Below are 19,503 nucleotides of genomic sequence, written 5' to 3' on the forward strand. Positions count from 1 at the left end.
CAGCAGATTACTGCAATAATTCTTTAACTTGATAGTTCTAATTATGAACCCCTCAATGGCACCGTTATGGAATATTATGAATTGTATGAAGTATTGAAGAGTCATTTTGATTCAGGAAAAAGCACCATTGAAATAAAGGAGCTGAATGTAACCATTGAGTCAGTTCCTTTTGAATCTAAAGTTTCTGACCTTCTGTACGGTTCGGAGCATCAGCATTGCAATAAACACCAGCAGACCCTGGAAATCAGCGAAAAGGGGTATCTTGTTTATAATCATCCAACAGTAGACATTAAAGATTTCGAAATTGAATGCAACAAAAAGTTTGAATATTACCTTCTGAAGAGCGCAGATATTGAAAAAGCAGACGGATGTATTTTTTCTTTCATGGCCTGAATGAGAAGAAATGGGACAAATATCTTCCGTGGGCATATGAACTGGCCCAAAGAACGAAAAAAGCCATTGTTCTTTTCCCTATCGCTTTTCATATGAACCGTGCGGAACCTATCTGGAGTGACCGCCATCACATGATGGAAGTAGTACATTTCAGAAAGAAAAAGTATCCGGAAAACATGAATTATTCTTATGTAAATGCTGCCATAAGTTCCCGGCTGGAAGCTCATCCCCAAAGGATGTTCTGGTCCGGCCTTCAGACCTATTCTGATATCACCGAAGTGGTAAAAGATATCAAAAACGGCCACTTAAAAAGTATTTCCCAGGATGCAAAATTAGATTTATTCGGGTATTCCATAGGATCTTTCTTCTCCATGATCATCAAAATGGCTGATCCGGATCATTACTTTTCCGAATCGAAAGTTTTCTGCTTTTGTGGCGGAATGACCATCGACCGGATGTTTCCGATATCCAAATACATTATGGATACCCAGGCAACCGTTAAAATGCAGTCTGTTTTTACGGAGCTCCTGAGTTCGGATTTCAAATCAGATGCCCGGCTGAAGCACTATCAGACCGAAGCATTACACCCACAGGAAAGCTGGTTTAAAAAGATGCTCCGCTATAATTATTTTCAGCAAGAGAGGGAAGAAAGGATTCAGGAAATCCAAACCCACATCAAAGCTTATGTGCTGGAGAAAGATAGTGTTGCCCCTCCAATCGAAGCTTTAAATACACTGCAGGGAGGTTACAGGAATATCAACGTTGATATTGAAATCAAAGACTTTCCGTATGAATATTCCCATATGGTTCCTTTTCCTCTTGCCCATAAGCACAGGAAAGAAGTTACGGAAGCCTTCCATCATTTTATAACATCTGCCGCCCGGTTTTATAACGGCTGATTATTCTTTTGATTTCAGGGATAAAAAAGAGAAAGGAAAAGTTTAAAAATCAATAATATAAGATCCATGGTGTTTGTTTTTAAAGGTTGTTTATCAACTGACTAACCAGTCTTTGAAATCTTTCACACGGTCTCTGCTTACCGTAATCTCGTCATCAGGCTGAAATTCCAGCTCTACTTTATAGTAAGGCGAAGTATGGATATTTTTAATATAATCTGAGCTTATAATAAACTGTCTGTTGACACGGAAAAACTTTTTTCATCCAGAACGTCTTCCAGCTCATCAAGCGTAAAATCTGATGGATAACTACGGTCTTCCGTCTGAAGGTAAACGATTTTATTCTCACTGAAAAAACAGCTTATTTCATGAGTCTGTATAATTTTAAGGTTATATCCTATTTTAACCAAAATTCTGGAAAGTGTTGATTTTTCTTTTCTGATCAGCTGTTTGATATCCTGAGAAGCATTGGTATCATTTGCAGGAATGAATGATTTGAACTTCTCAACAGCGCCTTCAAGATCTTCATCAAGAATGGGCTTTAAAAGATAATCGATGCTGTTCAGTTTAAATGCTTTCAGCGTGTACTGGTCAAAAGCTGTCGTATAAATGATGAACCCTTTGGTAGGTACCTTTTCAAAGATATCAAAAGAAAGACCGTCACCTAAAACAATATCGGAGAAAATCAGCTGGGGATGCTCATTTTCAGAAAACCAGGCAACTCCTTCTTCTACTGATTCTATTTTAGCAACTATTTCAATTTCAGGGAAATTACCCAGCATTCTTTCCAATTTCCTTGAAGCCGGTTTTTCGTCTTCTATAATAACAGTTTTGATCATTGAGCTTTACTTTTGGTTTTCAGATTTCAGGAAATAAAGGTAGATAAAAGCGGACAGATTTTAATAGTCTATCGGCTTTTTCTCTTTTCTGAGTTCTTTTTCAATCATATCCCTTTCCCATTCGGAATCAAAAAGAAACAGCTTTATCGCTTTTACAAGAAGGATAAGCCCCCATATTCCAAGTATGGCATACCTGTCGAATAATTGGATTCTGATTATCTTTTCATCAAAAATATCGTCGGGAGCAATAAGCACAGCAACGATCGCAAATATGAAAATGCTTCTGTAGAATTTTTTGATGTTTTGGGTTCTTGTGCAGGCAGTTTGGTAATCCATGATTGTATAATTTTTTAGTTATTATGGGTTAAAATGTTTTTATTTTTGGTTTTTCTTCTTTATCCATCAGTTCTTTTATTTTTCTTTCCTCCCATTCTTTGCCGATTCCATATACATTAACGGCATGAAATGCAAGTCCGATCCCCCAACCCAGTGCAGGCCATAAAAACCATAAATATCCGGGAGCAGTAAGAATATTCAGTACAGCTAAAAAGGGAATTACAAGACAGTAAGAAGTAAGATTTCCATAAAACTCTTTCAGTTCTTTTACTCTTCTAGTAGCTTTTCTGTAAGCAATTGTTTCTTTATCAGGTAAAATTTCCATAATGTTTTTGTTTTAAAGGTTAATTTGTTTTTCTTGAGTCAAAGGTAGCTAAGAAAGAAGCCTCCAATCAATTTTATATTACCGAACGGTAGAAAATGATACCTGAATGGTAAGAACCTCAACTTAATAGATAAAAGGAATCAGCTTTTTAGTACTTTTTCTGTAAGCGATATATTCTTCTCCAAACTGCTCTACCAAAGCCTGTTCTTCAATTTTAATCCTATAGGCGAAAGCTAAAAAAGGAGGCACAAAAGCAAAGAGTAATGAAAGCCAGTTATTGAGATACAAGCCAAGTCCAAGTGATGTTAACAGGGAAAAAGCATAGGAAGGATGTCTCAGGTATTTATAAAATCCTTCTTTTGATTTTATGGTCCTGTCTGATGGTAACATCTACCGTAAAATATTTTCCCAGGGACCTGATCATAATGTATCTGAAAATAATCCCGGCCAGAATGAAAAACTCTCCCAGATAAAGAATCCAGTTAGTCCTAATTATCGGTAAGCGGGTATTATAGGATATAATTACTGAGCTCATAATGGAAAAAGGAATGGCCAGCCATAAAATATTCAGGGTAGATCTGTCCTTATCTTTTTTGTCTTCTTTACCGGATTTAAGCCTGTTTTTATACAATATCTCCGTAAGAAACCAGGCAGCCATTGAAATATAAAATAGAATGGATAAAGTATTCATTTCCGTTAGGTTTTTATGGTTAATTTTTAAATGAATCACTAAAAACGAAGCCTGCATTTACACAGTTTGCTGTTTTTTAATGATTTTTTTTCTTATCAATTATTTCACGGATCTTATCTTCCTCCCACTTTTTTACGGCTCCGATTTTTGGTAAAAAAACGGAAAGCGCATGAGCCAGAAGTCCGATTCCCCAAAAGATGGCAGTGAAGAAGTTTTTAAACTGAAAATAGCTTTCTCCCGGTTCCAGATGTGAAATATTATAAAAGACAATAATGATGTTTACTGCCACATAAACAAATAAATGCCCATAAAAGCCGGTCAGTTGTTCCACCTGCTTTTTAGCCTGCTGATAGTGGATATCATTTTCATCAAATTTTTCCATTGCTTCTGTTTTTTTGTTGATTCATAATTTCTCTGATCTTCTTTTCCTGCCAGGACTCCCCGATTCCGAAAATTTTGAAAGCCCTGAAAGCCAAAACCATTCCCCAGGCTAATGCCGGATACCAAAACCAATACTCTCCCTTACTTGTTAAAAGATTGACAAAGAATAAAAAAGGAATAATAATACAGTACGTAATCAGGCTGGAATAAAACTTTTTCATTTCTCTTACCCTCTTTTGGGCTCTTTTATAAGCAGCAGCCTCCTCTTCAGGTTCTTCAATGGTAATCTGAGGCTTAGCTAAAAGCATCGGAAGCTTTACTTTAAAATGATCTTCAGATTTTTCTATAAAGACATTTCTTTCTGTAAGAAGAGAATAACGCTGTACAATATTGGCAAGACCAATCCCGGAGCTTTCTTTGATCTGTTCTCGTACCTGCAGATTGTTTTCAATGCAGAGGGTATTTCCGTCTGAAAAAATTCTGATAGTAAGTGGTTTTGACGATGTCGCAAAATTATGTTTGATACAGTTTTCAAGCAGCAGCTGCAGGGAAAGCGGAACCACATATTTCTGATAGTCTCCCCCGGGAACATCAAAACTGAAATCCACACTGTCTTCAAACCTTGTTTTTAAAAGTTCACAATAGGTTTTTGCAAATTCTATTTCATCTTCTACCGTCACCAGCTCCTTATCTTTCTGTTCAAGTACATAGCGGTAAATCTTTGACATTGAAGCGGTAAACTTCTGAGCCTGTCGGGGATTTTCATCAATCAGGGAGCTTAAGACATTCAACGAATTAAAAAGGAAATGAGGATCCAGCTGGTTCTTTAAACTCTCAAACTGTGCATTCGCAGATTTGGCAATAAGCTTCTGCTCCACCACTTCTTTTCTGGAAGTCTTCTTCAGCTCCTCCATAAAACTTTTTGCGTGCAGAAAAGCGGAGATCAGCAGAGCAATATTGATCATAAACCAATTGGTAACTCCATATTTTGATGAGAAAAACTCTTCTGCACTGGCTGTTTTCTGAATGACAACATAGTTCATATAATTACAGAAATAGACCAGAACAAAGTTTCCGATGATAATGGAAACAATACTTAAGACAGCCCTCGTACGGGTAGCTTCTGACCAGGGAAATTTTTTATTGAGAAATTCATTGATGAATCCGTTTCCAAACCCCAGAACAAAAGAATACATCGTCGAAAGGAGCAAAGTGATCAAAAAGGTCTGCATTGTCTTTTCATCATTAAAAAACAAGAAAAAAAACAATGTGGTTCCTAACGAAGTCCAAAGTAATGTTATAAGGTATTTACGCTTCATGATCTGTTTTCTTGACTCAAAATTAGTTTTTATTAAAGGTATCAAAAATTAATTCTTACCGAAGGGCTGATTTTCTTTTCTGAATGGTATAAAAAAACCTTCACGAATGAAGGTTGATTTTTACGTAAAATATAGAAAACTATTTTGCTTTTTCTGCAGGCAGGCTCAGGAAATAATCTGCTTCAGCTTTTCCCCAGTTAGGATCTAAAACAGTTTTGGGTTTGTAGGCTTTAAATTTTGTCTGAGCATCTTTAAACATCTCCAATCCCTTCGTTTTACTGCCTCCGTACTGTTCAGGAGTAAAATACGTATCTTCTGCCTTGATCAGGGCAATTCTCGGATTTGAAGGATCTAATTTCTCTGCAACATTAAGCTCTTCTGCTGCTCTTGCACCGTCTGTCATGTAACGCTGGGCAGGATTTACCATCATTCTCAGAGAATAAGACATTTTTCTCAACAGATGAATTTCCGCATTATCAGTTCCGGCAAGATTCTGAGCCATTGAAAGGTGTTTCTCAGCCTGATCAGCGATAACATCCAGCTCCTGCATTTTCCCCTCTCTCATCAGGACTCTTCCTTTCTGAATTAAAGAAAAAGCGGCATAGTAAGCCGGAAGCCATTTCGAGCTTTCTTTGCTCCCTATTCTCTGGAAGTCGTTGGACAGTGCCTGGAAGTCTTCCGGTGTTTTACAGGTTTCTATCCTGGCGATTTTATCAGACATTACTTTGTCGTAATCTGCCTGTGCAAAAGCAGTTAAACTCATAAAAGCTAAAGCAAAGCTTAAAGGTATTTTTTCATGATTCAAATTTTAAAAGTTAGTGATGTTTGTGGGTTCTAAGTTATGTTTTTTATAAATTATTATTGATAGCATCATCTGTTTTGTCTACTCCGAAACTTATAAATGCTCCTATGAATACAAAAGTATTGACCGGCGGCACAATTGCGGAGCTTCTGGAGCCATCTGCCGAGAAATTATAGCCATATACATTTTTTGATCCTAAAATATTACTGATACTCAGCACAAATACGGGAAAAGATTTCGCATCCTTTTTACCGATATTCGGAAGATAATTGATACTGAAATTCAATGCGTTGTAATCTTTCAATCTCCCTTCATTACGTGTATAATTAATCACTTCTCCATTATAAGTCTTAGATGCAATATCATAATAAGGACGTCCTTTCGCATAGGTATAAGACAGGTTTACCCCTAGTTTCCATTCCGGAATAAATCTTTTTGCCACTGCTGAAAGCGTATGTTCTGCTGCAAAACCTGGCTGCAGGCTCACAGGATAATTCAGGAAATCTCTTTTTGAATCCAGATACGAGTAACTGATCCAGTAATCAATATTTTCAAATGTTTTTTTATTATCTCTCCAGAAAAACTCCAGTCCTTTGGCATATCCGTATCCATTATTGTTCAGTGCAGTCTGGATCTGCTGATTCTGCTCTTTATCCTGGGTAATATTGAACGTTTTAATCAACTGGTCATATTTTTTGTAAAATGCCTCAAAACGTAAAGTTCTGCCTTCTGATGCTCTCTGAACCTGGAAGATATAATGCTGAGATTTCTGGAAACCAAGATTTGCAGGTCCGTTGATGTATTTACTTTCCGGATTCTGATAAAAAGTCCGTAAGCTAACGAAGTGGTCCAGTCTTTTGCCAGACGATAGGCAACCGCAAAACGTGGTGCAATATTGTTCTTCCCTAAGAATGATGAATGTTCCGTTCTTACTCCTATTTTCGCTGACAATGCATTACTGAAGCCGAGATCTGTTTCAACAAAAGCTGATGAGATCAAATCCTTGTAATGCTTTTGTACGGCTTCAAAATTCAGGTTTTCATCGGTATTATTAAGTTCAAAACCTCCCCTTACTGCACTTATCCTGTTGATTTTTCTTTCAAGAACAGCTTTAAAATTCAGATAATTTCCGTCTGTCAGAAGCTGGCTTCTGTTAGATTCGATATCACTGGTTTCTGTAGAAAAATGAAGATCCGATCTGTTATAAGAGTAAGAACCACCCACATTCAGCAGATATTTTCCGAATTTCTGCTTAAAAGAGAGATTATGAAAAGTATTTTTACCATTAAGCTTTACCAGGCTGAAATCGGATCCGGGTTCAAGACTTTCCGACTTTACACCCATTCTATTGGAGTTGAACATTCCGTAGTATTTAAAAAATCCTCCTGATTTTGTTTTAAATCTGAAATTCAGGTCTCCGTTAAACCCTTGTGGCGCTTCAACAAAATCTGTATTAAAATTAAAAACTTTCTGCATCAGACTTAAAAGAGAATATCCTGCTGTAGCCCCGTACGAATAATTTTTATTACCTGATAACTTCTGAAAGCCGGCATTCAGGAAAATAGGTGAAATCCCAACATTATAAGAAGTTTCATCCGGAAGATCCACACTTTCCAGCATCAATGCTCCTGAAAGAGCCTGCCCATACAGTGCAGAATAGCCACCACTTGAAAATATATTTCCTTTAAAAAGAGAGGTATTGAACTGATCTCTTCCTGCAATTCCCGGAACTGAATTGGAAAAATAATTGTTGATAAGACTTCCATCCATAAAAATTTTAGACTCCGTTCCTGTACCCCCTCTAATGAAAAGACCTTCTGTTCCGCCTACTTTTTGTACCCCGGGAAGATACGTCAGTGCTGAAGAAATCTGCCCATCGGCTCCTGCTGTGGTATAAATATCAATGGGAGTAAGCAGCGCTGTTGCTCTTTTTTTATCGCTGGCTTCAATAGATCCTGCAGAAACGACAACTGCATCAATTTCGCTGATCTGTTCTTTAAGGTCGATATTCAAAGAAACATCCTGATTTTCAATAGAAACCGGTCTTTCTACATTTTCATATTTCGGATGGGTAAAAGTAATGATATGAGCTCCTTTTTCTGAGGTTTCAAATGTAAAATTACCTTGTGTATCAGTGGTTGTCCCGTCGTAAGTATCTTTAAGTGTTACATTTACTTCGGCCACTCCTTTGTTTTTGAAGAATACTTTCCCCGATATTTTCACCTGAGAATATCCCATAATGGAGGCAATCAGGAAAAAAAGAACCGGTATGTTTTGTCCTTGTGTTTTCATTTTTATTGTTTTCTGCGTCAAAAATAGCACAGTAAATACCTTCCTGTAAAAAAATTGTTACCGAAAGGCATTCTTTTGCTACCGAATGGTAATTAATGAACCGGGATACAAAAATCCACAACCATTTTTCCTTCCGGATGTTCTTTAAAATTAGAGTGATAAATTTCATAGGGAAAGGTTCTCCTCATCGTGTAATGGTGCTCATTCATCCATAAAAACAAAGAGACCCAGCATTGCTCAAAGTCATTCAGGGTAACTTCACCACTTCCTACAATGTATTTTCCGGCATCTAAAGTTTCCGCAAAAACTTCTCCTTGCTGTTTCTGCAGTTTTTCATCCAGAAGCATGCAGGCGTGAATCCTGACTTTATCAAGAGGTGTTATTTTGCAGCTGTCATGATAAACGGAAATCATTTTCACATTCTCTTTGGGAAAAAGATTCTTCTTTACCGCCCAGTCTACCAATACATTGAAAGAAGGCTCTACATTGGCTATTCCAAGGCTCATTACGGATGCCAGGTGCATTTCCGGCATTTCTTTTACTTCAATTTTTAAATTCACTTTCGTCCAGTTTAACAGGTTTTCGATGTTGCAAATGTATTGGCTGAAAACCGTATCAACTTGTCCGTTCTTGCTCTGCTTCTGTACAATCCTGTGAAACTTTTCCGGTGCCGACCTCCTGAATTCCGTAGGCGCTAATCCGTAATATTTTTTGAATGTTTTGCAGAAAGCAGAATGGCTGGAGAATCCAAGATCCCAGTAGATATCCCTTATTTCCATACTTTTATGCAAGGCAAGACACAGAGCACTCTTTTCTGTTTTCTTCCTGATAATATAGTTCTGAAGAGTTTCCCCTGTAACCAGCTTAAATATTCTGTGGAAATGAAACGGGGAATAGGCACTTACCTCTGAAACTTTCTCCAGAGACAAATCTGCATCAAGATGGTTATCAATATATTGAAGTGTTTTTACAATCCGTTTTTTATATTCTTCCAATTCAAAAGTATATGTGCACAAAGATATTTTTTCAGGCTGAGATTTGTTTGTCTATTATTGCTATTCTCAGAAATTTATGCATTCATCAGTTATAAACCAGCTTCTTCCCAATGTTTAAAAGAGGAACAGCTTTTTTAATTTCCCGGTCTGAAGAGGCGATATATCCGTGGTAGCCTTCATGAATAAAAATCTCTCTGGTAAAGAACTTTTCCCCTTCAATAATACATTCGTTATTTGCTATTTCGAAAGATTCCAGGGGAATCATCATTCCGTCTCCATGCGCTTTGATTACAGCTTCCTTTCTTGTCCAATAGGTGAAAAATCCTTTTATTTTATCGTCAGCATTTTGAATTTCAAGAAGTTCTCTGTCTGTCATCTGAAATATAAAATCCTGATAGCTGATCTTCGGATCATTGAATTCCACATCTATTCCCAAAGGATATTCCGCAATGGCGCAGACAACAAGATCTTTGGAATGCGATATATTGAAATGAAGATGATGATCCTTCAGGTAGGGTTTTCTGTTAGGGAGAAGACCTGTCTCTATATCAGAGATATTATAATAAGCTCTCAATCCGTATTGTAAAAGAACTTTTCCCAGTAAAGAAAGCTGTGCATCCTGCCATCTTCTGTATCTCAGGATAGCCTGTTGAGTTTCCGGAGAAAAACCGGACATGTATCTGTCCAAAAAAAACAGATGTTTTTCTTCGCTGATAAAGGTGTACAGAATGACCATGTTTATATATAATAATTCCACGTTAAAAATAAGCTTTTTCCGGGTTGTTTTAATGCCAATAACAATCTGATCATAAGTGGATGAGCCGTGATTAAAACAAGATGGAATAAAGCTGTAATACGCAGTATCTTTTGAAAAAAGACAGGAATCATAAAGCGCATTGGAAAATCTTTTTTAAATTTAGGGTAAAATCACTATAAATCATTTAAAAAATGAAAGTACAAACATTAGCATTACTGGCAGGGTGTGCATTTTTAGCAGCATCATGCGGAACTACAAAAACGTACTCTGTAAATGCCAAAAGCGGAACACAGACAGGAGGAACAGCGAAGTTTACCCAAAACGGAAGTGAGGTAACAATGAAGCTGGACATCACGAACCTTACTCCTGGAATCCATGCAGTACACATTCATGAAAAAGGAGACTGCTCCGCGGCAGATGGGACATCTGCGGGCGGTCACTGGAATCCTTCCAAGAATGATCATGGTAAATGGGGAGCCGAACATTTCCATATGGGAGATATAGGAAACCTGGTTGCCGACCAGAACGGAACAGCAACATTAACTTTCAAAACAGACAAATGGTGTCTGGGCTGTACAGATGAGTCTAAAAACATTATCGGAAAAGGCCTTATTGTACATGCAGCAGCAGATGACTTCCATACTCAGCCTACAGGAAATGCAGGAGGAAGAGTAGGATGTGTAGAAATTAAATAATTTACTTTTATTCAATAAAAAACCGCTAACCTTTTTGGTTAGCGGTTTTTTTATGATTAGGACTTAGCGCCCATATCTGAGACAATATTCATTGCTTCCTGCAGGTAAAGATCTTTTTTCAGATTCTTAATCCACATTTCAGATTTTTTCTTGAAAGCTTCATCTTTTTCTCTCTTTCAATCTCACTTGGGTACATGATAAACTGAAGTCCGTTCTCAAATTTTGTCAAAGCCTTGAACTTTTCGATCTGAGATTTTCTGTTCTTCATCAGTTCGTTGAACTTCGTTATATTCAGCGTAATGTTTTCTTCTTTATCCAGCTTTTCTCTCCACTGGGCAGATTCCAACAACAACTGATAATTGCTGTTTTTAGCCATTCTGTCAGCACTTGCTTTTTCCAGGGCCTGAATATTGAAATAGTTCAGTTTCTGGAATTTTGTAGGGGAAATTTTATCCCATGCCAATGCATAATCATCATATCGCTCTCCTACCTCAGCATAGGTAAAGAAGTCTTTCATCTGGATATCGGATACAATTCCTTTTCTCTGGGTAGATTCTCCTGTAATTCTGTAGAATTTCTGGATGGTCAGTTTTAAGGATCCGAAGTCATCTTCTGTATTCAGGAATCTGTTCAGATCAACAAAAGTCTGAACGGTTCCTTTTCCGAAAGACTGAGGAGACCCGATGATCATTGCTCTTCCATAATCCTGCATTACTCCCGCAAGGATTTCCGAAGCGGATGCAGAAAGTTCATTTTGCATGATTACCAGCGGACCAGTCCAGATAGGCGTTTCATTTTTATTTTTAAGCGTCTGTATTTTTCCGTTTCCGTCTTTTACCTGAACATAAGGTCCTGCTTCCATGAAAAGCCCCATAATATCGCCTACTTCAGTTAAAGAACCTCCACCATTATTTCTAAGGTCAAGAATGATTCCTTCAATATTCTGGGCTTTAAGCTTAACAATCTCATTCTTAATGTCATCAGAAGCATTTCTTCCTTTTGCATTTTCAAAATCCGCATTAAAGCTTGGAAGGTTGATGAAACCATATTTCTTACCGTTTGGAGCATTTACAACGATGCTTCTTGCAAAGGTATCCTCAATAGCGACCTCTTCACGGATCATGGTTACATCTTTAATGGTACCGTCTTTTTCTGAACCGTTAATGTTACCGGAGTTCCTTTTTCCCCTCTGATCAGCCTTACTGCCTCATCAGAAAGCATTCCTACAACATTTACCGCATCTTCTTTAGGTTTGGATCTTACTTTCAGGATTTTATCGCCTTCTGAAAGCTGTTTAGACTTCCATGCCGGTGCGCCAATGGTAAGAGCTCCCAGATAAAGATTTCCTTTTTTCTCCTGGATCAGCGCCCCGATACCGATTACTTTTCCGGTAAACTGGGTATCAAAATCTTCTTTATCTTTTGGAGAATAGTAGTTCGTATGCGGATCAAATACTTCTGTATATGCATTCATATACACGGTAAACCAATCCATTTTCTTTCTCTTTTTGAATCTGGTAAAGGTATCTTTTACAAGATCTTTTACTTCATCTGTAGCTTTTTTGATCTTTTCATCCTGAGTAAGTACCTTCAGTTTGATGGTATCTTTCAGTTTGAATTTCTGAACAGAATCTTTCTTTTCTTTCTGAGCTTCTTCCTTACTGTTCATCGATTCAACTTCCTGAAGGATATTGTATTTGATGAACTTTTTCCACTCATTATACTGTTCCTGTTTGTTGGCAGGTACTTTTTTTAGTTTTGGCTCAAGGGTAAGGGTTTCATCTTCCTGAAGATTGATCGGTTTACTGAAGATATCCTGTGTGATTTTATCGATTTCATCCACTCTCTGGTATAATCTGTCAATGGTAAGTTTATAAAATGTCAGATCACCCTGTCCTATATAATCATCAAGCTTTGTTTCATGCTTGCTGAATTCGTCCATATCAGATTGCAGGAAATATCTTTTTGCCGGGTCTACCAATTCGAAATAATGCTTATAAACGTCCTTCGAATAGGCATCATTGATAGTTTTCGGGCTGTAATGCAGATAAGAAAGTGTGTTTTTTACGCTCACCATTATTGTCTGCATCTTTTCATCGTCATTCTTTGGCGAGTTGAAACAAAACATTAGACTGGTTAATGGAATCAGGAGTAAAAATTTATTCAGTTTGAAATTTTTCCACATAAACTGTCTTTATTTATTAATTTTTTTAAAATAAGTATAATAATTAGTAGCAGTAAGTTTGGTACTGTTACAAATGATCAAATTTAATACCTTATTTACAAATATCGACAGTTTTGGTCATTTTTATTTAAAGAGATTTGCAAATAATCAAAACAGTGTTATCCGTTTCCTGCTGTCAGGCAGTTTCAATCCAAAACCATATTATTTTATTTCTTTTTACGAGGTTTTTTTCCAATTTTTTTCATTAAAAATCGCAAAACAGGTACCACAAAAATCTGTTTTCAACCATTAAGGCATAAAATATGATGGTATTGATGTATACAAATTCAAAATATTAAGTTATGAAAAGTTTACTATGGTTAGTCGCAGTTATCTGCATCGTCGTTTGGCTTTTAGGAATGTTAGGAATAGTTCCGGGTATGAGTACCGGCTATTTAATTCATGTCTTACTGGTTATTGCCATTGTTGTTATTCTTTATAACATTATTTCCGGCAGAAAACCACTTGATTAATTCTTTTTCAAATCACGTAACAAAAACATCAGTCTTTACAGGTGCTTTTCCTCAGAATTTCAACAGATTCCTGCTGGAAATGCATCTGTAAATTTTAAGATAAACTGATGAATAATGACACCGGTCACAAAAAATTCTTCCTTTTCAAAGTATTTATTTCGGTTTACTTTTCTGAACATTGTATTTTCTGATAATCCGGTTTCCAATCTTATTTTATGGTTAAAACAGATGAAACTCAATTTTGATTTCAAAGAAATCAATACTGCATCTGCTGTTTTATCGCGTCTTATTTTTACCTACATTTGATGTGTTGAAAATCTATCTGTTCCATTCTGAAAATGAACAGACTCACAATATTATTTGAATAAAAAAATTAAAGATAATTTATGGAAAGACCACTTATTCTGGTGACTAATGATGATGGAATTACAGCTCCCGGTATCAGAAATCTTGTAAATTTTATGAATGAAATCGGAGAAGTAGTTGTTGTAGCACCCAATTCTCCTCAAAGTGGAAAAGGCCACGCTATTACCATTAATTCTACCTTAAGCTACGAAGAAGTTACCCTGGAGGGCCCTCAAACTGATTTTTCATGCAGCGGAACTCCTGTAGACTGTGTCAAAATGGCTCTTGATAAAATTCTGAAAAGAAGGCCTGATATTGTCGTTTCAGGAATTAATCACGGTGCGAACTCTTCTATCAATGTGATCTATTCAGGAACCATGTCTGCTGCAGTAGAAGCTGGTGTGGAAGGTATTCCTGCTATCGGATTTTCATTACTTGATTTCAGCTGGGAAGCAGATTTTACCCAGGCTAAAGAATTTATTCAGAATATCGTAAGAAAAACGCTGGAAAACCCAATGCCCAAAGGAATTGTACTGAATGTCAATATTCCTAAACTTCCGGCCGGAGAAATAAAAGGTGTAAAAGTATGTAAACAGGCGCATGCAAAATGGGAAGAAAGCTTTGATGAGAGAATCAATCCTCATGGTAAAAAATATTACTGGCTGACCGGATATTTCAACAATATGGATGATTCTGAGGATGCTGATGAAACAGCATTGGCTAACGGATATATTTCCATTGTTCCGGTAAAATTTGACCTGACCGCATACGAATATATGAAAACGCTGGAAGAGGTGATGACTTTTGAAAATGTAAAAGAGGTAAAATAATCAAAGAGAAATAAAAGCGTGAAATCAGATTTCACGCTTTATTTTTTATGTTGTTAAAATAATACTTTATCTTCTTTTCTGAGCTCTTCCAGGTAAGCCTTTTTCTCATCCCTGTAAAAAAGGTTCATTGTTTCAAAAGGGATTAACTTCAGATCTTTATTGACAATATGTACGCATGACTTTTTCACTGCCCTTACATCAAAATCATGAGCATCCATAAAGTTCATGATAATTATTCTGAAAAGGTTATCATAGCCAAGATCCGGAGCACAGACTTCAGGCAGGCAGCACAATAACTGATTGACCTTAGGCTGGACTTTATCTACGGAAATCCCCGTACTGAAAATATCCAGCAGCTGCATATGCAATCCCTTATCCTGTTCGTAAACAATCGTGTTTCTTGATTCATTATTCAGAAGATCAGCAGGATTGATATATCGGGTCAGAGGAATTGTTTCACCCTGAAGTTTTAAGATATATCCCATAGCCAGAGCATCCGGGTTACAGGGAACAGGAATAATATCATCAGGATTTAATAACGGAAACTGATTGATAATTTCCTGCCTTACTTCAGTTAAGGTAATTTTTTCATGAGCAGAATCTTCCCGGTTTCTTCCGGCAATTTCAACAGGCTGGAAGGTAATACCTCTTACACATTTCTGTTTCAGGGCAAATTCTATAATTTTTCCTATTTCATCAATATTTTTACCTTTTTGAAGGACAATCACCAATGTGGTAGAAAGGTTAAGCTCATTGAGTTTTTCCAGCGCCTTCATTCTGACTGCCGTAAGATCCTTCCCTCTGAAATCTTCCAGTACTTCAGGTTTAAATGAGTCAAACTGAAGGTATATCTCGAACTCAGGAGCATACGTAGCCAATTGTTCAGCAAACCCCGGATCATTGGCTATTCTGATTCCGTTGGTATTCAGCATCAGATGTTTGATTGGTTTTGACTTGGCAATATCCATAATTTTGAAAAACTCCGGATGAATAGTGGGCTCTCCTCCACTGATCTGCACTACATCCGGCTCTCCTTCATTTTTTACGATAACATCAAACATAGCCTCAATTTCTTCCAGGCTTCTGTGACTTCCATAGTGAGGTGAGGACATCGCATAACAGGTGGGACAGGTCAGATTACACCTGTCTGTAACTTCCACAATTGAAAGACAGCTATGCTGTTCATGATCTACACATAGCCCGCAATCATAAGGACAGCCATATTCCACATCAGTTCCGAAATGAAGGGGCATTTCAGAGGCTTTATTATAGTTTCTTATATTTTTATAATAATGTGCATCAGAAGCTATTTTTGTTTTAAAAAAACCATGATCCGGACATCGTTTGGTCATAAAAACAGTTTCATCCTCAATAATGATTTTAGCTCCTACCCTTTTAAGACATTCCGGGCAAAGACTGATAGTATAATCGTAATAGGTATAATTTCTTACTGGCATAGCAAATTTTTTAAAGTCCTCCGCAAATATAGCCGCTGATCAGTCCACAGATCAGAAGGGATATAAGCATGGTCTGGATAAATTGTTTTTTGGTAAATTTCCGGTCTCCTTTCCATTCGTAGATGGTTTTTGTCACAACAGTGACAATAAGGGAAAGAACCAGTGCAACCAAAATAATCGCACCAACAATCATTACCACCAACCCTGCCAGATTGAGATTGCCTTCTAAAATAGTTAATGTTTTCATCTTGACTCTTTTAAATATAAAGATCCGGTATTTTTAATTTTATAAATGTAGTAAATAATTACGCAGATACAGACCATTTGAATCGTACCCATATTTCCAATGATTTCTACCTTTGGTTTTATAAAATCTAAAAAGAATCTGAATGTAAAATAGCTGAGCATAAACAGCTGAAATATAAAGCCGGAAGGGTATTTCTTACGATTCTGAATATACTTTAATCCTATCCAAAGAAGAATTAAAAAGGCTATTTCATACAAAGCAACAGGATGCCTGAGATATTGGTCCCCCAAATGCATTCCAAAAACAGAATCAGTAGGAATACCATATGTTTCTTCACCAATACCGGTAAGAAAGCACCCTATTCTGCCTATAATCATAGCAAATACCAGGGGAAAAACAATAAGATCTCCCGTACTTTCTTTATGGTGTACAATCTTTTTTGCCAGCTCTACTCCCAGTAAGCCAAAGGCCAGACCTCCTGCAATGGTATTGTTTGACCAGAATTTTCTGATAGAAAAATTTTCAAATAATGCATAAGGATTTTCAAGATTTCCGATCAGCTTGGAGCCTATCAAAGCTCCGGCAGTAGCGCCTATTAAAACCGCTGCAGAAGTATTGAAAGAAAGTTTTTCCCCGGACTTACGTTTCAGATAAAAATAATATCTCATACCCAAAAACATTCCGGCAGCCTCAAAAAGCGGATGCGCAAGGATTGTTTTGCCGAAAATATGAAAGGTTACAGGAAAATCCATTATTTCAAAAATACACTATTTCATATTATTCACTACCTTTATTCTGACAAATAATTACAAAATGCGTATAGAATATGACATAAAACTGGGGTTCAAGGATGTAATGTTCCGCCCTAAGCGTTCTACTTTAAAATCCCGTTCGGAAGTTGATCTCCAAAGAGAATTTACCTTTAAGCATACCAAGAAAAAATGGACAGGAGTTCCGGTAATTGCTGCTAATATGGATACAGTAGGGACTTTTGAAATGGCAGTAGAACTGGCCAAAGAAAAATTATTACTGCTGTTCACAAACATTATACTCCTGATGAATGGAGCCGGTTTCTCAACAGCCAGCCTGAGAGTATTCACCAGTATATTGCCTTAAGTACAGGAACAGGAAAGGCAGATGAAGAAAAAATAAGGCTGATCCTCGAAAAGCATCCAAAAATCGAGTTTCTCTGTATAGATGTAGCCAATGGGTATTCTGAGCATTTTGTTGAATTTGTGAAGAAAGCAAGGGCTAATTTTCCGGAGAAAATTATTATCGCAGGAAATGTGGTTACCGGAGAAATGGTGGAAGAGCTTCTTCTGGTAGGAGCAGATATCATAAAAGTAGGTATTGGCCCGGGATCCGTATGTACTACCAGAGTAAAAACCGGGGTTGGATATCCTCAGCTTTCTGCAATTATTGAATGTGCTGATGCTGCCCACGGCTTAGGAGGACATATCATTGCTGACGGAGGATGCAAAGTTCCCGGTGATGTTGCAAAAGCCTTCGGCGGCGGTGCAGATTTCGTAATGCTGGGAGGAATGTTTGCCGGGCACGATGAAAGCGGCGGAGAAATGATTGAAGAAAACGGTAAAAAATACCGTCTTTTCTATGGGATGAGCTCTAAAACGGCAATGGATAAGCATTCCGGAGGCGTGGCAGAATACCGTGCTTCTGAAGGAAAGACAGTAAAAGTAGCTTATAAAGGTCCGGTTTCTGAAACAGTAAAGGATATTTTAGGAGGTGTCCGGTCTACATGTACCTATGTAGGAGCTTCGAAACTGAAAGAACTTTCCAAGCGAACTACTTTTATAAGGGTTCAGGAACAGGAAAACCAGGTTTTTAAAGATTAATAAACAAAGGCTTTAGATAATAATTCTAAAGCCTTTATTCTTTTGTTCTGATGTATTTTTTATTGAAATACTTCTGAAGCTGATCATTTACGTAGGTCTCCTGTTCTTTTACAGAAGCCATTTCATCCATATATAAAATCCTCGGAACTTCTTTTATTTTATCCACCACAACTGAATCTTCAGGAGAGTTTCTGATGGTATCTATTCTTTGGTTCATTTCTCTTTCATATTCTTTCAGATCTGTATCCAGAACTTCCATTATTATATTTTCATTATTAAAATCAATATTAAAGTAAGAATATTTTCCGGGGAAAATTTTGAGCTCCGGAAGCAAAACAATGAGAAGGGAAAGCCACCAGAACTTTTTAATCTTTTTCCATTTAAAATATAATAACAGTGAAAAAGTAAGCAGAAAATAAAAAAGTATACTTTCGAACTGTCTTGCAACAGAGGTGAGAATATAGCTTGTAAATAACAAAGGGAGCAATGATACTGACCAGAATAAAACAGCCTGCCTGTATGTAACCTTACCAGCAATCTTTTTAAGTTCTTCTTCAAAAACCTTTATAAATAACGGTAATATAAGAATCACCTTAAATACTACATATGCAGTATCCGCCCCGAAAAGAGCAGCTCTTTTCAGCCATTTAACAATTCCTTTTTCCACTTCCCCCATTCTGTTGAAATTTCCGGGTGCGAGAAAACATATGAGCAGAAATACGGTTCCCAGCAATGCCAGGATCAAGCTTTCTTTATTGCGTTTCCGGTAACAGGTCACTAATAAAAGCCCTTCAAGAATCAATGCCAGAATCTCATTAGATCCCATCAGAATGAGGATCAGCAAAGCTGAAAGGTAAAACCATATCTTCCTGTCTGTATCTTCATATTTTCTGAAAAAATAAAGTAAAATACCGGATAGAATAACAGGAACAAAATAAATATTGGACCCCGTAATCCAGAAGTAATGTTCCGGTAAGCTTACCAGAAGGACTGTATAAAAGAAAAACAAAAGAAATCCTTTTTTAACGGACTCCTTCAGAGAATAGTTGAAATACCCTTTAAAGTTTAATACCGAAACTCCAATGAAAGAGAAGATCAGAAAGACAGGATATATTTTGGGGACAATATTATTGCTGTCATAGAAGACAGGATTAAACATATTAATGGAATATCCGAAATATCTTCCGCCCCATTGTGTATAGGTGTCTATAAAGCTTTGCAGCAGCCCAAGCTTTCTGGTAGTATAGGACCAGAAATAATCATCGGTCTGATATACATTAAAAAAACTAATGTACGTCAGACCGATGAATAGTAAAACTGACAAGAATACTATTATATTCTGTACTTTTTTCAT

The 19,503-nt window shown here is 37.0% G+C and carries 20 protein-coding genes and 3 pseudogenes; 5 read left to right on the forward strand and 18 right to left on the reverse strand.

The annotated features are described in order from the left end of the window. The first annotated feature begins 66 nt into the window (after window positions 1-66). Window positions 67-1,292 (forward strand): annotated as a pseudogene (locus tag OWR28_RS23505) (DUF6051 family protein). A gap of 93 nt (window positions 1,293-1,385) precedes the next feature. On the opposite strand, the pseudogene OWR28_RS23510 reads toward OWR28_RS23505, so the two are convergent. The 12 genes and pseudogenes from OWR28_RS23510 to OWR28_RS23565 all read right to left on the reverse strand — a co-directional run bounded on the left by OWR28_RS23510 (window position 1,386) and on the right by OWR28_RS23565 (window position 10,005). Beyond that, window positions 1,386-2,128, reverse strand: a pseudogene (locus OWR28_RS23510) (LytR/AlgR family response regulator transcription factor). Window positions 2,129-2,188: 60 nt separating this feature from the next. Then, on the reverse strand, window positions 2,189-2,464 hold the full coding sequence (locus OWR28_RS23515; protein WP_332388743.1) for a 2TM domain-containing protein: 276 nt from the start codon (window positions 2,462-2,464) through the stop codon (window positions 2,189-2,191). A 28-nt stretch (window positions 2,465-2,492) separates the two neighbouring features. Beyond that, the gene (locus tag OWR28_RS23520) at window positions 2,493-2,789 is read right to left on the reverse strand and encodes a 2TM domain-containing protein (RefSeq protein ID WP_002982083.1); all 297 of its coding nucleotides are present in this window, start codon (window positions 2,787-2,789) and stop codon (window positions 2,493-2,495) included. A gap of 123 nt (window positions 2,790-2,912) precedes the next feature. Continuing rightward, the gene (locus OWR28_RS23525) at window positions 2,913-3,179 is read right to left on the reverse strand and encodes an isoprenylcysteine carboxylmethyltransferase family protein (RefSeq protein WP_332388744.1); all 267 of its coding nucleotides are present in this window, start codon (window positions 3,177-3,179) and stop codon (window positions 2,913-2,915) included. Further along, the gene (locus OWR28_RS23530) at window positions 3,133-3,480 is read right to left on the reverse strand and encodes a hypothetical protein (RefSeq protein WP_332388745.1); all 348 of its coding nucleotides are present in this window, start codon (window positions 3,478-3,480) and stop codon (window positions 3,133-3,135) included. Before OWR28_RS23530 ends, OWR28_RS23525 begins: the two co-directional genes overlap by 47 nt. Window positions 3,481-3,556: 76 nt before the next feature. Then, the gene (locus OWR28_RS23535; RefSeq protein ID WP_332388746.1) at window positions 3,557-3,862 is read right to left on the reverse strand and encodes a 2TM domain-containing protein; all 306 of its coding nucleotides are present in this window, start codon (window positions 3,860-3,862) and stop codon (window positions 3,557-3,559) included. Beyond that, complete coding sequence (locus OWR28_RS23540; protein ID WP_332388748.1) at window positions 3,849-5,180, reverse strand: histidine kinase; 1,332 nt, start codon at window positions 5,178-5,180, stop codon at window positions 3,849-3,851. Before OWR28_RS23540 ends, OWR28_RS23535 begins: the two co-directional genes overlap by 14 nt. Before the next feature lie 139 nt (window positions 5,181-5,319). Further along, window positions 5,320-5,985: a hypothetical protein gene (locus tag OWR28_RS23545; protein ID WP_332388749.1), complete on the reverse strand. Its 666-nt coding sequence runs from the start codon at window positions 5,983-5,985 to the stop codon at window positions 5,320-5,322. 43 nt (window positions 5,986-6,028) lie between these two features. Further along, on the reverse strand, window positions 6,029-6,664 hold the full coding sequence (locus OWR28_RS23550; protein WP_332388750.1) for a hypothetical protein: 636 nt from the start codon (window positions 6,662-6,664) through the stop codon (window positions 6,029-6,031). Further along, complete coding sequence (locus tag OWR28_RS23555) at window positions 6,661-8,274, reverse strand: carboxypeptidase-like regulatory domain-containing protein (RefSeq protein ID WP_332388751.1); 1,614 nt, start codon at window positions 8,272-8,274, stop codon at window positions 6,661-6,663. The genes OWR28_RS23550 and OWR28_RS23555 overlap by 4 nt, the downstream gene beginning before the upstream one ends. Window positions 8,275-8,366: 92 nt before the next feature. Beyond that, window positions 8,367-9,290 carry an AraC family transcriptional regulator gene (locus OWR28_RS23560; RefSeq protein WP_332388752.1) on the reverse strand — a complete coding sequence of 308 codons (924 nt, stop codon included), beginning with the start codon at window positions 9,288-9,290 and terminating at the stop codon, window positions 8,367-8,369. A gap of 64 nt (window positions 9,291-9,354) precedes the next feature. Next, on the reverse strand, window positions 9,355-10,005 hold the full coding sequence (locus OWR28_RS23565; protein ID WP_332388753.1) for a 4'-phosphopantetheinyl transferase superfamily protein: 651 nt from the start codon (window positions 10,003-10,005) through the stop codon (window positions 9,355-9,357). 212 nt (window positions 10,006-10,217) lie between these two features. Here OWR28_RS23565 and OWR28_RS23570 point away from each other — a divergent pair, with 212 nt between their 5' ends. Next, window positions 10,218-10,721 carry a superoxide dismutase family protein gene (locus OWR28_RS23570; RefSeq protein ID WP_332388754.1) on the forward strand — a complete coding sequence of 168 codons (504 nt, stop codon included), beginning with the start codon at window positions 10,218-10,220 and terminating at the stop codon, window positions 10,719-10,721. 118 nt (window positions 10,722-10,839) lie between these two features. Here the strand turns inward: OWR28_RS23570 and OWR28_RS27340 are convergent, their stop codons facing one another. Both OWR28_RS27340 and OWR28_RS27345 read right to left on the reverse strand, forming a co-directional pair. Further along, a complete protein-coding gene (locus OWR28_RS27340) occupies window positions 10,840-11,844 on the reverse strand; it encodes a carboxy terminal-processing peptidase (protein WP_494168520.1) in 1,005 nt (334 codons plus the stop codon). Window positions 11,845-11,846: 2 nt separating this feature from the next. Continuing rightward, the gene (locus tag OWR28_RS27345; protein ID WP_494168521.1) at window positions 11,847-12,809 is read right to left on the reverse strand and encodes a hypothetical protein; all 963 of its coding nucleotides are present in this window, start codon (window positions 12,807-12,809) and stop codon (window positions 11,847-11,849) included. Between the two features lie 437 nt (window positions 12,810-13,246). Here OWR28_RS27345 and OWR28_RS23580 point away from each other — a divergent pair, with 437 nt between their 5' ends. Both OWR28_RS23580 and surE read left to right on the forward strand, forming a co-directional pair. Further along, window positions 13,247-13,417 (forward strand): lmo0937 family membrane protein, encoded by a 171-nt coding sequence (locus tag OWR28_RS23580; RefSeq protein ID WP_041461998.1) that lies wholly within the window; start codon window positions 13,247-13,249, stop codon window positions 13,415-13,417. Between the two features lie 386 nt (window positions 13,418-13,803). Further along, a complete protein-coding gene (surE, locus tag OWR28_RS23585; protein WP_332388755.1) occupies window positions 13,804-14,592 on the forward strand; it encodes a 5'/3'-nucleotidase SurE in 789 nt (262 codons plus the stop codon). A 53-nt stretch (window positions 14,593-14,645) separates the two neighbouring features. On the opposite strand, the gene OWR28_RS23590 is transcribed toward surE, so the two are convergent. The 3 genes from OWR28_RS23590 to OWR28_RS23600 are packed head-to-tail and all read right to left on the reverse strand — an operon-like array spanning window position 14,646 to window position 17,048. Then, entirely contained in the window at window positions 14,646-16,049 is a 1,404-nt protein-coding gene (locus OWR28_RS23590) for a radical SAM protein (RefSeq protein WP_332388756.1), read from the reverse strand. Window positions 16,050-16,059: 10 nt separating this feature from the next. After that, on the reverse strand, window positions 16,060-16,296 hold the full coding sequence (locus tag OWR28_RS23595) for a hypothetical protein (RefSeq protein WP_332388757.1): 237 nt from the start codon (window positions 16,294-16,296) through the stop codon (window positions 16,060-16,062). After that, window positions 16,293-17,048, reverse strand: a complete 756-nt coding sequence (locus OWR28_RS23600) for a prolipoprotein diacylglyceryl transferase (RefSeq protein WP_332388758.1) — start codon at window positions 17,046-17,048, stop codon at window positions 16,293-16,295. Before OWR28_RS23600 ends, OWR28_RS23595 begins: the two co-directional genes overlap by 4 nt. Before the next feature lie 61 nt (window positions 17,049-17,109). On the opposite strand from OWR28_RS23600, the pseudogene OWR28_RS23605 reads away from it, so the two are divergent. Next, window positions 17,110-18,149, forward strand: a pseudogene (locus OWR28_RS23605) (GMP reductase). 34 nt (window positions 18,150-18,183) lie between these two features. Here OWR28_RS23605 and OWR28_RS23610 read toward each other — a convergent pair. Further along, the gene (locus tag OWR28_RS23610; RefSeq protein WP_332388759.1) at window positions 18,184-19,503 is read right to left on the reverse strand and encodes a DUF6056 family protein; all 1,320 of its coding nucleotides are present in this window, start codon (window positions 19,501-19,503) and stop codon (window positions 18,184-18,186) included.

The organism is Chryseobacterium sp. 1B4, from assembly GCF_036631475.1.
GTDB lineage: Bacteria > Bacteroidota > Bacteroidia > Flavobacteriales > Weeksellaceae > Chryseobacterium.